Annotated in this window: 16 protein-coding genes and 1 tRNA gene; 9 read left to right on the top strand and 8 right to left on the bottom strand. The window is 63.4% G+C overall.

What is annotated here, in order from left to right; genetic code table 11:
• Positions 1-24: 24 nt before the first annotated feature.
• Together F7R90_RS05040 and F7R90_RS05035 are read left to right on the top strand one after the other, a co-directional pair.
• Complete coding sequence (locus F7R90_RS05040; protein ID WP_158056179.1) at positions 25-2,322, top strand: hybrid sensor histidine kinase/response regulator; 2,298 nt, start codon at positions 25-27, stop codon at positions 2,320-2,322.
• Positions 2,323-2,412: 90 nt separating this feature from the next.
• A complete protein-coding gene (locus tag F7R90_RS05035; protein WP_158056178.1) occupies positions 2,413-2,661 on the top strand; it encodes a hypothetical protein in 249 nt (82 codons plus the stop codon).
• Between the two features lie 15 nt (positions 2,662-2,676).
• Here F7R90_RS05035 and F7R90_RS05030 read toward each other — a convergent pair whose 3' ends face one another.
• The gene (locus F7R90_RS05030; protein ID WP_225741263.1) at positions 2,677-3,024 is read right to left on the bottom strand and encodes a hypothetical protein; all 348 of its coding nucleotides are present in this window, start codon (positions 3,022-3,024) and stop codon (positions 2,677-2,679) included.
• A 135-nt stretch (positions 3,025-3,159) separates the two neighbouring features.
• Between F7R90_RS05030 and F7R90_RS05025 the strand changes: the two genes are divergently transcribed.
• Positions 3,160-4,011, top strand: coding sequence for a translation initiation factor eIF-2B (locus F7R90_RS05025; protein ID WP_158056177.1), 852 nt, complete (start codon positions 3,160-3,162; stop codon positions 4,009-4,011).
• 12 nt (positions 4,012-4,023) lie between these two features.
• On the opposite strand, the gene F7R90_RS05020 is transcribed toward F7R90_RS05025, so the two are convergent.
• From F7R90_RS05020 to F7R90_RS05000, 5 genes are all read right to left on the bottom strand, one after another.
• Positions 4,024-4,245, bottom strand: a complete 222-nt coding sequence (locus tag F7R90_RS05020; RefSeq protein WP_158056176.1) for a hypothetical protein — start codon at positions 4,243-4,245, stop codon at positions 4,024-4,026.
• 261 nt (positions 4,246-4,506) lie between these two features.
• A complete protein-coding gene (locus F7R90_RS05015; RefSeq protein ID WP_158056175.1) occupies positions 4,507-5,628 on the bottom strand; it encodes a Gfo/Idh/MocA family protein in 1,122 nt (373 codons plus the stop codon).
• A gap of 374 nt (positions 5,629-6,002) precedes the next feature.
• Positions 6,003-6,383: a DUF7522 family protein gene (locus F7R90_RS05010; protein ID WP_158056174.1), complete on the bottom strand. Its 381-nt coding sequence runs from the start codon at positions 6,381-6,383 to the stop codon at positions 6,003-6,005.
• A 65-nt stretch (positions 6,384-6,448) separates the two neighbouring features.
• Entirely contained in the window at positions 6,449-7,420 is a 972-nt protein-coding gene (locus F7R90_RS05005) for a sugar phosphate isomerase/epimerase family protein (RefSeq protein ID WP_158056173.1), read from the bottom strand.
• A 102-nt stretch (positions 7,421-7,522) separates the two neighbouring features.
• On the bottom strand, positions 7,523-8,020 hold the full coding sequence (locus F7R90_RS05000; protein WP_158056172.1) for a helix-turn-helix domain-containing protein: 498 nt from the start codon (positions 8,018-8,020) through the stop codon (positions 7,523-7,525).
• 141 nt (positions 8,021-8,161) lie between these two features.
• Here F7R90_RS05000 and F7R90_RS04995 point away from each other — a divergent pair, with 141 nt between their 5' ends.
• The 4 genes from F7R90_RS04995 (at position 8,162) to F7R90_RS04980 (ending at position 10,302) form a co-directional block, all read left to right on the top strand.
• Positions 8,162-8,608 carry a DUF7344 domain-containing protein gene (locus F7R90_RS04995; protein WP_158056171.1) on the top strand — a complete coding sequence of 149 codons (447 nt, stop codon included), beginning with the start codon at positions 8,162-8,164 and terminating at the stop codon, positions 8,606-8,608.
• Between the two features lie 7 nt (positions 8,609-8,615).
• Complete coding sequence (locus tag F7R90_RS04990; protein WP_158056170.1) at positions 8,616-9,362, top strand: DICT sensory domain-containing protein; 747 nt, start codon at positions 8,616-8,618, stop codon at positions 9,360-9,362.
• A 67-nt stretch (positions 9,363-9,429) separates the two neighbouring features.
• Positions 9,430-9,831 (top strand): acyl-CoA thioesterase, encoded by a 402-nt coding sequence (locus F7R90_RS04985; RefSeq protein WP_192498403.1) that lies wholly within the window; start codon positions 9,430-9,432, stop codon positions 9,829-9,831.
• Positions 9,832-9,963: 132 nt separating this feature from the next.
• Entirely contained in the window at positions 9,964-10,302 is a 339-nt protein-coding gene (locus tag F7R90_RS04980; protein ID WP_158056169.1) for a hypothetical protein, read from the top strand.
• Positions 10,303-10,433: 131 nt separating this feature from the next.
• Here F7R90_RS04980 and F7R90_RS04975 read toward each other — a convergent pair.
• A tRNA-Leu gene (locus tag F7R90_RS04975) sits at positions 10,434-10,518 on the bottom strand.
• 122 nt (positions 10,519-10,640) lie between these two features.
• Here F7R90_RS04975 and F7R90_RS04970 point away from each other — a divergent pair.
• Both F7R90_RS04970 and F7R90_RS04965 read left to right on the top strand, forming a co-directional pair.
• Positions 10,641-11,198 carry a DUF420 domain-containing protein gene (locus F7R90_RS04970; RefSeq protein ID WP_158056168.1) on the top strand — a complete coding sequence of 186 codons (558 nt, stop codon included), beginning with the start codon at positions 10,641-10,643 and terminating at the stop codon, positions 11,196-11,198.
• Positions 11,199-11,277: 79 nt separating this feature from the next.
• Complete coding sequence (locus F7R90_RS04965; RefSeq protein WP_158056167.1) at positions 11,278-12,234, top strand: DMT family transporter; 957 nt, start codon at positions 11,278-11,280, stop codon at positions 12,232-12,234.
• A 21-nt stretch (positions 12,235-12,255) separates the two neighbouring features.
• Here the strand turns inward: F7R90_RS04965 and purF are convergent, their stop codons facing one another.
• Positions 12,256-13,725 carry an amidophosphoribosyltransferase gene (gene purF / locus F7R90_RS04960; protein ID WP_158056166.1) on the bottom strand — a complete coding sequence of 490 codons (1,470 nt, stop codon included), beginning with the start codon at positions 13,723-13,725 and terminating at the stop codon, positions 12,256-12,258.
• Between the last annotated feature and the right edge of the window lie 75 nt (positions 13,726-13,800).

The raw sequence follows: 13,800 nt of genomic DNA, 5'->3' as shown, positions 1-13,800 counted from the left end.
CGTACGTGTGGCGTACGAGTGTAGATGGCGAACGTCCGAGTGTTACTTGTAGACGACGACCCCGACCTCGCGGACCTCTCTGCGACGTATCTGGAGCGCGTTCGAGACGGGTTCGACGTGACTGTCGAGACGAATCCGGCGGCCGCGCTCGGCCGACTGGCCGACGAGCGCGTCGATTGCGTCGTCAGCGACTACGACATGCCCGAAATGGACGGCCTGACGTTTCTCGACGCCGTTCGAGACGACCATCCCACGCTCCCGTTCGTCCTGTTCACGGGCAAGGGAAGCGAGGAGATAGCGAGCGAGGCCATCTCGGCAGGCGTCACCGACTACCTCCAGAAGGAGTCCGGTTCCGACCAGTACGAAGTCCTCGCAAATCGCGTCGAGAACGCCGTCGAGCGCCAGCGCGCGGAAGCCCGCGCCGCGGAGTTGTCGCGGGTCAACGACGTCATCCGAGAAGTCCAGCGCGGACTCGTCTCGGCGGAGACCCGCGAAGAGGTCGAACGATTGGCCTGCGAGCGATTGACGCAGTCCGAGCCGTACGTCTTCGCGTGGGTCGGCGACCCCGACGACGACGGCGAAGTCCGACCGCGTGCCTCGGCGGGCGTCGGACAGTCGTACCTCGACGCGATTCAGTCCGACGCGGTCGATTCGACGGTGGGATGCGGACCCGCGAGCAGGGCGGTCCAGACCGGCGACTCGCAAGTCGTTGACGACCTCGACAGGGGCGAGGGAACCGGCGAGTGGCGCGAAGCCGCGACGGCCGTCGGCTTCCACTCCGTCGTCTGCGTCCCGCTCGTCCACGCCGACAGTTCCTACGGCGTCCTCTGCATCTACGCAGACAGGACCGAGGCGTTCGACCACCGAGAAGTGACCGTCCTCACGGAACTGGGTGAGACCGTCGCCAAGGCGATACACGCCGCCGAAACGCGCCGGACGCTGGCCGCGCGCGAGCGCGAACTCGACTTCTTCGAGCAAGTCGTCGAGGGCGTCGGCGTCGGCGTCGCGGCCTACGGGTCGGACGGCCAACTCGCGTACGTCAACGAGGCGTTCGCGTCGATGCTCGGCCTCGAACGACCGGCACTGCGCGACAGCGGTATCTGGAGTCTGACTCCGGAGTTCGACCGCGAGCGCACCGACGACTACTGGCAGTCGTTCGACCTCGGCGAGACGCGCCGCCGCGAGGTCGAGATGATACGAAGCGACGGGAGTCGGGTCCCAGTCGAGACCTCGACAACCTGTGTCGAAATCGACGACGACCGGTATCACGTCGGAACCATCTCGGACATCTCCGAGCGAACCAAACGACGCGCGGAACTCACCGAGAGCGAGCGGCGGTTCTCGGCCGTCTTCGAGGACCCCTCGTCGTTCATCGGCCTGCTGGAGACCGACGGCACTGTCGTCCGGGTCAACTCGACGGCGCTGTCGTTCGCCGACGTGACGAACGAGGACGTCGCGGGCGAGCAGTTCTGGGAGACGCCGTGGTGGGACCCGTACCCGAACCAGCAGTTGCGCTCGTACCTCGAAGCGGCCGCCGACGGCGAGTTCGTCCGGTTCGAGGCGGAGAACAGTGGCCCGGACGAAACGTCGGTCACGCTGGACGTCTCGATTCGGCCAGTGACTGGCGACGACGGGGAAGTGCAGAGCCTCATCGCGGAAGGCCGGGACATCACCGACCGAAAGCGACAGAAGCGTAAACTCGAACGGCAGAACGAGCGACTGGACGAGTTCGCCAGCGTCCTCAGCCACGACCTTCGCAACCCGCTGAACGTCGCACAGGGACGCGTCGAACTCGGCAAAGAGACCGGCGACACCGAGCATCTGGTCGCGGCGAGCGACGCGATAGACCGGATGGAAGCGCTCGTCGAGAGCGTACTGGAGTTCGCCCGACAGGGCCGCGTCGTCAGCGACCCCGACCCCGTCGAGTTGACCGCCGTCGCCGACGACGCGCGGGCCACCGCCGGGACCGACTCCGGGGTGGTCACGATAGCCGACGGCCTCGGGACGGTTCGGGCCGACCGAGAGCGGGTTCGAACGCTGTTCGAGAACTTGTTCCACAACGCTGTCGAGCACGGTGGCTCCGACGTCTCGCTGGTGGTCTCCCCACTCGAAGACGACGCGGGGTTCTACGTCGCCGACGACGGCACTGGCATCCCCGAGGGGGAGAGCGACACCGTCTTCGACCGGGGCTACTCGACCGCCGCCGACGGCACCGGGTTCGGACTCCCAATCGTCCAGAGCATCGCCGACTCACACGGCTGGTCACTTCGACTCTGCGAGAGCGAGTGGGGCGGCGTCCGCGTCGAAGTTCGAACCGAATGAAGTGTGGCGTCGCTGAATCCTACGTCTAGCCGTCCGAAACTGACTGGATGCTCGATAAGTTGAAGGTCGAATCGTCCGTCGGTACGCTGGATGAGCTTCCTCACTGCCCTCGTCGTCTTCGTCGTCGGTATCGTCTCGGGAACTATCGTCCGCTGGTTCGCGGGGCTGGCCGCCATCGTCGCGCTCGTGCTGGTCGTCCTCGGTTTCGCCACGCCAGACATCGCACTAGTGAACTACGTCGTGGAGCGGTACTACGTCGGCAACGAACTGCTGTTCCTCTCGGGATTACTGTTCGGTATCGACGCGAAACAGACGAAGGAAGTCGTCGTAGAGCGATAAGTCGTTGCGGTCGAACTACGGTTTGAAGTCGAACCGCGGCCCGTCCTCTTCCTCGTGGTCGGGAATCGAGGGGCCATCGACGGTCGGCGGCACGAACGACCGGTCCTTCGGGTCTACCTCTTCGCCGTCCTCGTACTTGACGAAGCTCAGGTAGTACACCTCGCCACAGCCTTCGCCCTCGGTTTCGTACCCACCACAGACTATTTCGACGCCGTCTACGTCTTCGTACTCCTCGTACGCGGCGGCGTACTCCCAGCCGTCGAGTGGCGTGGGCGTCACGCATTTGTCGGAGAGGTAGCCCTCGCGGTCCAGTGCCGCGACGGCTCCGCAGCGGGGACAGTAGTACCGGACCGGCACGGTCATTGTTAGCACTTCGAGCTACAGCTACTTATCCACCCCGGCCGCCCGAACAAGTCCAGCCGCAGGAACAGGTAGCACGGTCTCGTGGCCACTGCTCGATGAGCAAAACCTTTGGCCCGTCCGGGAGAGCACTTTGGTATGATAGACGAGACGGTCGAGGAGATTCGAGAGATGCAGACTCATAGCTCCTCCGTCGTCGCGGTGAAGGCCGCCCGCGCGCTCGCCGACTTGCTCGAACGCGAGTTCGCCTCCGTCGAGGAGTTCGAACGTGCACTCGAACGCAACTCTTCCGCGCTCCGACGTGCGAACCCCTCCCACGCGTCGCTGGTGACGACCCAGCGCGCCATCGCTTCGATGGTCACCGACGCCGAGGCGGAGACGGTTCCGGAGGCGAAGGAGGAACTCGAACGCGCCATCGAAGAGGTCGTCCAGCAGGTCGAAACTGCCAAGCGAAAGGCCGCGGACAACGCCGTCGAGTACTTCGAAGATGGGATGACCATCTTCACGCACGACTACTCCTCGACGGTGCTGGAAGCCATCGAGCAAGCAGTCAGCGACGGGACGTTCTTAGAGGTGTACGTCTCGGAGGCACGGCCGCGCTACCTCGGTCGCAAGACCGCCCGCGTGCTGGCGGAGATGGACCGCGTGAACGCCCACCTCGTCGTAGACGGGGCGTGCGGCCACTACCTTCCGGAGTGCGACCGCGTCTTCCTCGGCATGGACTGCGTGGTCGATGACACCCTCTACAACCGAGTCGGCACCTTCCCGCTGGCCGCGACTGCCGAGGAAGTAGACGTTCCAGTCACCGTCGTCGGTTCCTCGGCGAAACTCGTCGCCGAAGGATTCCGCTTCGAGAACGACTTCCGGTCGGGAAGCGAAGTTATCCGGGAACCCGCTGAAGGATTCTCCGTGGAGAACCCGGCCTACGACGCGACGCCGACGCGACTGCTCGACACCATCGTCACCGACGAGGGCGTTCGGGAACTGTAACGTAGAAGAAAGCTAGTCGCCGTGGCCGTCCTCGTGGAAGGATTTCGCCTCCTCGGGCGTCATCGTCTTCCACTCACCGTCTACTTTCACCTGCACCATTCCCTCCGGAATCTCGGCGTCTACTTCGGTGGTGTGTTCGTCTTTCAAGTGTTCGCGGTACTGCTCGCGGGCCGCCGCGGACGAGGGGGCGATAGCCGTCCAGCGACACCCCGGCTTCTCACAACGTAGGGGCATTCTCGTTCGCCGGAAGCCAGTGGTCGTTTAAAAGAGTTGCTAAACGCATTGAAGAAGAGTGAGCGACGATAGCAACCCGCAGTATCGGCCAGCGAGACCTACCACCGAAACCGCCCGACTAACCATTCTACAGGGTGGGAATGAAAGGGGCGGCGCGCTCGCGTCAACAGAGCGACCGCGAGCGCGCCGGGGCTTTCGAAGAAGCAGCAGAGGTAACGCTGTCGGTCCGAAATGAGTCAGTAGAGGTCTTCAATCCTACTCTTATTCCACATCTACCCATTCACCACGCTCGTCGCTCTCCTCGATGGCGTCAAGGACGCGCTGAACTTCGAGGCCGTCCGCGAAGTCCGGCTGATACGCAGTGTCTCCCGATTCAACTGCACTCAAGAACTCGAAGTTCTCGTGGACGAAGGTGTGTTCCCACCCGACGACGTGGCCCGGCGGCCACCAGTGGCCGATGTAAGGGTCGCTCTCGTCGGTGACCAGAATCGTCTCGTAGCCGCGGTTGTCGTCGCGCAGGACTTCGAGTTCGTTCAGTCGTTCGAGCGAGAACTTCAGACTGCCCTCGGAGCCGTGAATCTCGATAGTGTGGTCGTTCTTGTGTCCGTTGGCGAACCGCGAGGCTTCGAAGGTGCCCATCACGCCGCCCGCCAGTTCTGCCTGCGCGGAGTAGGCGTCGTCCACGGTGACCGGTCGGGTTTCAGTCTCGCCGCTCTCGTCCTCGCTCCCTTCTACCGGGCGCTCGTCTACGAAGGTCTGTAGGTGGCCAGAGACGCGCTCTACTTCGCCGACGAGGAAGCGCGCGAGGTCGATGGTGTGCGCGCCGAGGTCCCCGAGCGCGCCGCTCCCGGCCATCTCCTCGTCGTTGCGCCACGACCATGGAGCCTCGGGGTCCACCAGCCAGTCTTGGAGGTACTGGCCTCGAAAGTGGTGAATATCGCCGAGTTCGCCCGCGTCGATGAGGTTCTTCGCGTACTGAATCGCCGGAACGAACCGGTAGTTGAACGCCGTGGCAGTCGGGACGCCCGCAGATTCGGCGGCCGCGGCCATTCGCTCTGCGCTTTCGAGGTCGTTGGAAAGGGGTTTTTCGGAGAGGACAGGAACGCCCGCTTCCAGTGCCGCGATGGAGGGTTCGGCGTGGACGTGGTTCGGCCCGAGGTTGTAGAACACGTCTACCTCCTCGATGGTGGCTTCCCAGTCGGTGCTGGTGTGAGAGAATCCGAGTCGTTCGGCGGCGTCTTCGAGGGCCTCCTCGTCTCGGCCGACGAGCGTGTGGCGTTCGACTTCGGGTGCCTCCGGGAAGAACATCGGCAGGCGCGCGAGCGCGTTCGCGTGTGCCTTGCCCATGAATCGGTAGCCGAGGACGCCGACTTTGAGTGTCATAAGTGGATTTTCTTTATGGAGCGGCTTAGTGTTTCAGGAACGCGGTACTGCTTGCGAGGGATACGCTGAACGGGAACCTGAACTAGAAGAGAGCAATCAGAGAGGGTAACTCGTACTGGGGACTGCTCAAGAGTCGTTGGCACAGCAACGCTAGCTACTCCCGAAACCAAGGAGAAACCGCACAGCACCGCTCCGCACCGCGACGGCCACGTCCTCCCCAACCGACTGCGCTTCTCGCTACGGAAAGCGCGCCGTAGCGCGCTTTCCGAGTCTGTGATGCTCATCCCTCACGCGACTTCGGCGAAACACCCTTCGGGGTTTCGCCAGCGCGCGCCGGTCGGTAGTGAAAATAGCGACGGTTTACTTCCCAAATCCTACGCGCTATGCTCTCTCAGTACCGTCTCGACCGTTTTCGCAAGCTCTTCGAAGCGAGTCATCGCCATCTCGTCGGTCGTCACGAACGCGCCGTGGTCGCCGACGATGACCCGCGTGAGAAAGCCGTGGTCGAACACGCGGATGATGAATCGGTGTTCGCCGAGTTCCGTCTGTGTGTACACCGACTGCGAGCGAAAGCCGAGGCGTTCGTTGTCGGCGAAGCCCACGAGGTCGGCGTCGGACTCGAGGTCGCCGCGTAGGTAGATTTGTTCCTCCCCCTCGTCCGTGAAGTAGGTGATGCTACGCAGTTCGTCGCCCACCGCAGTCCGGCAGGCGCTCGTCAGTTCGTCGGCTAACGTCTCCGAAATCAGGTCCCCCATAGGGCTCTAATCGGCGTCGAAGGTGAAAATACCTCCTGCGAAATCGATGGTCGGATTCGAACGCGCTATTCTGCCCAGTACGCCTCACCGGGCGTGTCCCGGAAGATGGCGCGCTGGAGCATCGCGACGGCTTTCTCCAGTCCTTCGCTCGAACTGGTTAGCGAGTCCTCGTGTTCGATAGAGAGCGCGCCGTCGTACTCGACCATGCGAAGCGTCGAGACGATGTCCTTCCAGTGTTCTTCGCCGTGGCCGTACCCCACCGAGCGGAACAGCCACGAGCGGTCCTGTTCCTCGTCGTACGGCGTCGTATCGAGGACGCCCTTGTGGCGGGCTTGGGCCTCGTACACCTTCGTGTCCTTCGCGTGGAAGTGGTGGATGGCGTCGTGTTCGCCGAGCAGTCGGATGGCGTCCGTGATGTCGATGTCCTGCCAGTAGAGGTGGCTCGGATCGAAGTTCGCGCCGATTCGCTCGTTGGTCGCCTCGCGCAGGCGGAGCATCCCCGTCGGTTCGTAGACGAGCATGTTCGGGTGCATCTCGATGGCCACGTCCACGCCGTGGTCTGCGGCGTGTTCCGCGAGGTCCTGCCAGTACGGGATGGCCACCTCTTCCCACTGGTAGCGGTGAGCCTCGGCATGTTCCGTCGGCCACGGTGCCGTAATCCAGTTGGGCACCTCGTCGTTCGGCCCGCCAGCGGGCAGTCCCGAGAAACAGGTGACTTTGTTCACGTCGAGTTCGGCCGCGAGTTCGATGGCCTCCCGGAGTTCCGTGTCGGCTTGCTCGGCCTGCTCGTCGTCGGGATGGAGCGGGTTGTTGTGCGTCGCCAGCGCACTGATGCGCATCTCGTACTCGTCGAGCATCGCCGCGAGGTCGTCTTGGGCGTCCTCGTCGCCGAGGTACGACCCGCGGTCCATGTGCGTGTCTCCCGGCCAGCCGCCGACGCCCGGTTCGATGGCGTCTACGCCGATGCCGTGGAGATATGCGACTGCGTCTTCGAGTTCCTCGCCGTACAGCGGTGGAGTGTGAACGCCGATATCCATACAGGCGTATCCACCACAGGAGTAGTCAATAACATTACGGCGAAGCGAGTACTTGCCGCCTCGAAACGAGTGAAATTAGTTACTCGTCGGCGAGTGTCGCAGTCACTCGTCGGCGAGCGTCACGTCGAGGCGGTCTTCGAGCGCGCTGATGAGGCCGCCGCCGACGCCGGCCTGATTTGCGCGGCTCTGTTCGACGGCGAGCAGATCGGTTTCGGGCACGTCCAACTCGTCGGCCAACTCCTCGCGCTGGAGTCCGGCGTCTTGTCTGGCTTCCTCTAATCGGTCGCCGTAGTCGCTCACGAGGTAGGGTAGGGGGTCGTCGTCGTAGTTCGTCCCCTCCTCTTCCCAGTGGGTCGAGTCGTCGTCGTAGACGCCGCTGGCCTTCGCCGTGTTCTGTGCGGCGCGACGCTTGCGGTCGCGTTCTTCGGCGTCTTCGTCGTCTGTCTTTGCGTTATCGTTGTGACTCGCACAGTCCGGACACACCTGCAACTGCGCGCCCGCAACGTTCGCCGCCGTCAGCGAGTCGCTGGTCTTCCCGCAGAGTTCGCACGCGCCGCCCCCGCTAGAACCGGACGACCCGCCGGTCGAATACTTAGCCATGGATAGCATTACGAAGAGGGCACATTTCAACTACGCGGTAGCGCGAGGCGGGGTCGAGTGGTAGAGAGCACCGCCATGTGACAGATAATACCTTGCAAAGACTCATAACTGCCCGTCGATTAGTTCTCTTGGGGAATTTCGATGACGAACGAGGGAAGCGGTCAGTCCTCCGAATCGAACGCAGAACGACAGCGAGACGAGGTAGATACCCTCCTCGACGTCCTCTCGGATCCGTATCGCCGTCACGTACTGTACTATCTCCGCGACCGAGGGAACGTCTCCGTCGCGGAGTTGGTCACTGTTCTCACTGGATGGCTACACGCCCGCGAGAGCGAACGCCAGATATCGACGCCGGAGATAGCGACGCCGGAATACCGCCGAGAAGTCGCCATCTCGCTCCACCATCGACACCTACCGAAACTTGCCGAGTGTGGATTCGTGGGCTACGACTCCGACACGAAGACAATCGGACTGGAGAGCGTCCCCGAGAGTCTCGCGGCGTATCTCGACCTCTCGCTCGAAATCGAGCGGGAGGAAAACGAGTCTGCTCAGACGGCCGAACGGTCGCTCCACGACGAGTCGGGGTGAGACAGCAGTGTCACTCGCGGACTTTCTCGCGGAAGTCGCCCGGCGACGAAAGACGCTGACGGTGTTCGCGCCCGAGCAGTACGAGCGACTCGGCGACCACTTCGAGACGCGAAACGTCACGGTCGAACACGAAACGCTGCCCGACGATGGGTCGGGCGGTTTCGTCGTCGTGAGCGAGAACGGCGAGTTCGTCGGCAGCGTCGGCGGTGACGCCGTTCGGGAACTCGTCGCGCCGCCGACTACCTTCGGAACCGCACCGAGCGAGGCCACGCAGGCGTTGTTGAACTTGCTCGCGGACACGACGTTCGTCTCGTTCGACAAGCGCCAGATGTTGGCCACTTCCCGAGAAATCGAAGACCGAGCGTTTCGGTGCGGTCGCGGAACGCTCCGGACGGGATTCCAGTCGCTGTCGGCCTTGCGCGCACAGGAACGAATCTACGAGTTGCTGGCGAACAAGGAGGGCCTCGACGTGCACGTCTACGGACGGCCGGACTGGAGCCCAGAGATACCCGGTGTGACGGTACATACGGACGAGACGCCAGAAATCGGGGCGTTCTGGTTCGTCGTCTTCGACGGTGGCCGAGCGAGCAAAGAGAACGAAACGGGCAGGACGAGCGAACTGGGAACGACGGACGAGCAAGCGTGTGCGCTACTCGCGGAGGAAGGTGAGCCACACACGTTTTCTGGGTTCTGGACCTACGACCCCGAACTCGTCGGGGAACTCGACGACTACCTCCACGAGACGTACGGTTGATTCCGCGTGTGGCGAACGGCTACCGGAAACTGAGGAATTAAACTGTCGAGCGCACAACTACCGGGCGATGGCCGACTACTCGCTGGCAGTAGATATCGACGTGCGATTCAACGACATCGACAGCATGGGGCACGTGAACAACGCAGTGTACGCGACCTACCTCGAAGAAGCGCGCGTGGCGTACTTCGAGGAAGTCTTCGCCGAATCGCTGTCGGAAGTCGATTCCGTACTGGCCCACCTCGAACTCGACTACCGGAAACCGATTCGACACGGAGACGACGTGACGGTCGCACTCCGCGTCCCGGAACTCGGCGAATCGTCCGTGCCGATGGAGTACGAGGTCCGCGCGAACGGCGAGGTGGCCGCGACTGGCGAGACGATTCAAGTCGTCTACGACCGCGAGACAGAGTCCTCGGTGCCGATTCCGGAACAGTGGCGCGAGCAGATTCGAGCGTTCGAAGGGCTTTAATCGCGGCTTTCTACTGGTCGTGAACTGTTTTCGTTCGGACGCGACTGTTCGACGCCGAGCAGTTCGGCGATTGACCCGCGAAACGGTGAACCGTCGCCACCGCTTTTGCCGCGTCCAGACGACTCCCGAGTAGTGACGCAACTCGACGACAGTCGCCGACGAGCGGCGCGTGGGGCGGACGAACGTAGCAAATCTGGTCCGAGTGACGACCAGTCCGTCCGCGGCTTGCTCACGCGCGAACACTGTCGAGTTGGCGCGACGGTCGAAGTAGTCGCTTCGAGGGCCGTCTCGCACACCGCCGACGAAACGCGACTCTACCGAGAACTTCCGGTTCGCGTGGACGGCGAACCGACGAAGTTGCTCGTCGGCCCGTGGCACCAGTGGCACGACGGAGAACGGGGGTGCGTCGCGTCTGTATCCGGCGACGAGTGCGCAGGAGGACTGCTGACTGTCGCAATCGAGTACGAATGAAACGAACCAGCGTTCGCTGGTCGAAGTTGTTTCAGTAGAATTTTGCGTGGGTGCAGTCCCAAGGGACTCCACCTGCATCGTCCTCGGCGGTTACACCGCCTCGGCGTAACGTGGCAAAGCCACGCATGCGATGCGTGGGACCGGATTTGAACCGGCGGACCCCTACGGGACAGCGCCCTCAACGCTGCGCCGTTGGCCTAGCTTGGCTACCCACGCTCGCTGGGTCTTTCTCGCACTCACTCGTAACCCGCCGGTAAATAAAAGGCCTTTCATTTCTCGGCGCGGGCGGTACGACGCCACACGGCAGACCTTTCCTCTCGGCGTGCCAACGACCCGCTATGCAACGGTTCGCCAAGCGGCACGTACCGGCACTGACCGGCGTCCTCAGCGTCGTCTCGCTGGCGCTGGTGTTTTCCGTCGCGCTCCAAGTCGTCCCGGCGAGTGCGCTTCCCCGCGCTCCAGACGCCGTACTGGCAGCCATCCCACACATCAACGCTGCCATCAGCGTCGTCGCCATCGGCGTCATCGCGGCGGCGTGGCGCTCGATTCGACGGGGAGACGTCGCCCGTCACCGCACGGGGATGATAGCTGGTGTCGTGTTGTTCGCCACGTTTCTCGTGCTGTACCTCTATCGAGTCGCGCTGAAAGGCCCGACGCCGTTCGACGGCCCGGACGTAGTCGAGCAGTTCGTCTACTACCCCGTCCTCGGGATTCACGTCCTGCTGGCGGTGGTCTGCATCCCACTGCTGTACTACGTGCTCCTGCTCGCGCTGACTCGACCTGTCTCTGAACTGCCCGCGACGAACCACCCCCGAGTCGGGCGAATCGCGGCGAGTCTCTGGCTCGTCTCGTTCTCGCTCGGCATCGTCGTCTACCTGATGCTCTATCTATTCTGAGCGAGGACGCTTCCGTCCCCTTCACACCCCATGTCACACCCTGACAAACTACTTTACGCGCCCACCCGAACTAACCGCCGTGACTCGCTACCGGGCTCTCGCGTCGTTTCTCCTGCTCTCGGCACTCTGGGGGACTTCGTTCGTCGCCGTCGAGGCCGGACTGCCGTACGTTCCGCCCGTACTCTTCGCGGCGCTCCGCTACGACCTCGCAGGTCTGCTGTTACTGGCGTACGTCGGGATTTCGGTGGGTAGGTCGGGGCGGTTCGGCGATGCAGAGCGTTGGCGACCCCGCGGATGGGTAGAGTGGCTTCCGGTCGCCGTCGGCGCCGCGACGTTCATCGCGGCCCACCACGCGTTCATGTTCGTCGGTCAGCAGTACACGACCAGTGCCGTCGCGGCCATCATCATCAGTCTCGACCCGATTCTGACCACGGTGTTCGCGCGGGCCTTACTCCCGAGCGAGCGCCTCGGTCGGGTCGGAACGTTCGGCTTACTCGTCGGCCTCGCCGGAGTCGCCATCGTCGCCAGTCCCGACCCAGACAGACTGCTCGCGCCGGGAGTCGTTGGAAAAGGACTCATCCTGCTCGCGGCCGCGAGTTTTGCACTCGGGGCAGTACTGCTCCGACGGACCGAGAGTAGCGACCTGCCGCCAGTTCCACAGCAAGCGTGGATGATGCTGTTGGGAGCGGGATTGCTTCACCTGACCAGTGCCGCACTGCCGGACGAATCGCTCAGCGCCGTCGAGTGGACACCGACCGCGATTCTCGCGCTGGCCTACCTCGCACCGGTCGCTGGCTGTCTAGGTTTTCTACTCTACTTTCGCTTGCTCGACTCGCTCGGCCCAGTCGAAATCAACCTCGTCGGCTACGTCGCACCCATCTTCGCGGCGTTCGGTGGATGGCTACTACTCAGTGAAACCATCGACCTCGCGACGGTCGTCGGGTTCGTGGTCATCGTCGCGGGGTTCACACTCGTCAAACGCGACGCGCTCGCAGAAGAGTGGCGGCGGATTCGGGTGACGGTTTCCGGAGATTGAAGACGCGAGCGGGAACGAGGTTCAGTCGTCCGCGCTCGCGGCGTCGGCGACCACGGGACGTTCGACCTCGCGGTCGGTCTCCTCGCCGTCGATGTCGTAGGGGTACTCGCCAGTGACACAGCCCATACAGAGGTCGAGACGGTCGGTGTCGAGGGCCTCGGCGACGGCGTCCTTCGAGAGATAGGAGAGGCTGTCGGCCGAAATCGCCTCTCGAATCTCCTCGACGGACTTGTCCGCGGCGATGAGTTCCTCGCGGGTCGCCATGTTGATGCCCATGTAGCAGGGCGCGACGATTGGCGGCGCGCCGATTCGCATGTGGACTTCGGCCGCGCCGCAGTCTTTGAGTAGTTGGACGAGTTGGGTCGAAGTCGTCCCGCGAACGATGCTGTCGTCGATGAGCGTCACGGTCTTGCCCTCGACCGTCGATTTGATGGGGTTCAACTTGAGGCGGACCGCGCGCTCGCGTTCGTCCTGAGTCGGCATGATGAAGGTGCGGCCGACGTAGCGGTTCTTCATCATCCCCTCCGCGAACTCGACTGTCGCGCCGGATTCTTGGGCCGCTTCGGCGTAGCCGGATGCGAACGCGCGTCCGGAGTCGGGGACGGGCATCACGACGTCGGTGTCGATGCCGCTCTCGTCCCAGAGTTTGCGCCCCAATTCGCGGCGAACTTCGTAGACGAGGTTGTCGTCGATGACGCTGTCGGGGCGTGCGAAGTAGACGTGTTCGAAGAAGCAGTGAGCCGTATTCTCGCGTTCGAACAGTTGATAGGAGTCGAACCCCTCGCCGTCGGGTCGCAGGACGACGAGTTCGCCGGGTTTCACGTCCCGAACGAGTTCGCCGTCGAGCGTGTCGATGGCCGCCGACTCGCTGGCGACGACGTAGCCGTCATCGAGTTTTCCGATGCAGAGCGGGCGATTTCCCTCGGGGTCGCGCGCGCCGAGGACGGTGTCGTCGTGCATAATGGTCAGCGAGTACGAGCCGTGAATTCGACCCATCGTTCGCTTCACCGCGCGCACGAGGTCGGCTTCCAGCAGGTTGCGCGCCAAATCGTGCGCGATGACCTCGGTGTCGCCGTCGGAGGTGAAGGCGTGGCCCTTCCCGGCCAGTTGGTCGCGCACCTCTTCGGCGTTGACGAGGTTGCCGTTGTGGCTCAAGCCGAGCGCGCCGCTCTTGAACGACACCGTAAATGGTTGGGCGCAGGACTTGTCCACGCTCCCCGCGGTGGGGTAGCGAACGTGGCCGATGCCCGCGCTCCCGCGCAGACTCTCGATGTCGTCCTCGTCGAAGGCGTCCCCGACGAGGCCCATCTCGACGTGGTCGTGCTGTTGGAACCCGTCGTGGGTGACGATTCCCGCGGACTCTTGGCCGCGGTGTTGGAGCGCGTACAGCGAGTAGTACAGTGGGCGAGCGGCGTCGCGGTCTGCGAGCGAGACGCCGACTACGCCGCACTTCTCAGTCGGCCCTTCGAGGGGGTCCCGGCCGTCTGGCATGGGTGGAGGTTGGCCGGGCCAGTAGTAAAAACCCTCGCTATCGTGCCGAATTTCTGGTTCGACAGGAGTAGAGTA

The organism is Halorussus halophilus, from assembly GCF_008831545.1.
Taxonomy (GTDB): domain Archaea; phylum Halobacteriota; class Halobacteria; order Halobacteriales; family Haladaptataceae; genus Halorussus; species Halorussus halophilus.
This window is presented reverse-complemented; position numbering and strand designations above follow the sequence as displayed.

Excerpts from the sequence above, each read along its gene's own strand:
- F7R90_RS05015 (WP_158056175.1), bottom strand. The coding sequence starts at position 5,628 with ATGACACTCAAAGTCGGCGTCCTCGGCTACCGATTCATGGGCAAGGCA.
- F7R90_RS05000 (WP_158056172.1), bottom strand. The coding sequence starts at position 8,020 with ATGGCTAAGTATTCGACCGGCGGGTCGTCCGGTTCTAGCGGGGGCGGC.
- F7R90_RS05020 (WP_158056176.1), bottom strand. The coding sequence starts at position 4,245 with ATGCCCCTACGTTGTGAGAAGCCGGGGTGTCGCTGGACGGCTATCGCC.
- F7R90_RS04985 (WP_192498403.1), top strand. The coding sequence starts at position 9,430 with ATGGCCGACTACTCGCTGGCAGTAGATATCGACGTGCGATTCAACGAC.
- purF (WP_158056166.1), bottom strand. The coding sequence starts at position 13,725 with ATGCCAGACGGCCGGGACCCCCTCGAAGGGCCGACTGAGAAGTGCGGC.
- F7R90_RS05035 (WP_158056178.1), top strand. The coding sequence starts at position 2,413 with ATGAGCTTCCTCACTGCCCTCGTCGTCTTCGTCGTCGGTATCGTCTCG.
- F7R90_RS05040 (WP_158056179.1), top strand. The coding sequence starts at position 25 with ATGGCGAACGTCCGAGTGTTACTTGTAGACGACGACCCCGACCTCGCG.
- F7R90_RS05005 (WP_158056173.1), bottom strand. The coding sequence starts at position 7,420 with ATGGATATCGGCGTTCACACTCCACCGCTGTACGGCGAGGAACTCGAA.
- F7R90_RS04995 (WP_158056171.1), top strand. The coding sequence starts at position 8,162 with ATGACGAACGAGGGAAGCGGTCAGTCCTCCGAATCGAACGCAGAACGA.
- F7R90_RS05025 (WP_158056177.1), top strand. The coding sequence starts at position 3,160 with ATGATAGACGAGACGGTCGAGGAGATTCGAGAGATGCAGACTCATAGC.
- F7R90_RS05010 (WP_158056174.1), bottom strand. The coding sequence starts at position 6,383 with ATGGGGGACCTGATTTCGGAGACGTTAGCCGACGAACTGACGAGCGCC.
- F7R90_RS04970 (WP_158056168.1), top strand. The coding sequence starts at position 10,641 with ATGCAACGGTTCGCCAAGCGGCACGTACCGGCACTGACCGGCGTCCTC.
- F7R90_RS05030 (WP_225741263.1), bottom strand. The coding sequence starts at position 3,024 with ATGACCGTGCCGGTCCGGTACTACTGTCCCCGCTGCGGAGCCGTCGCG.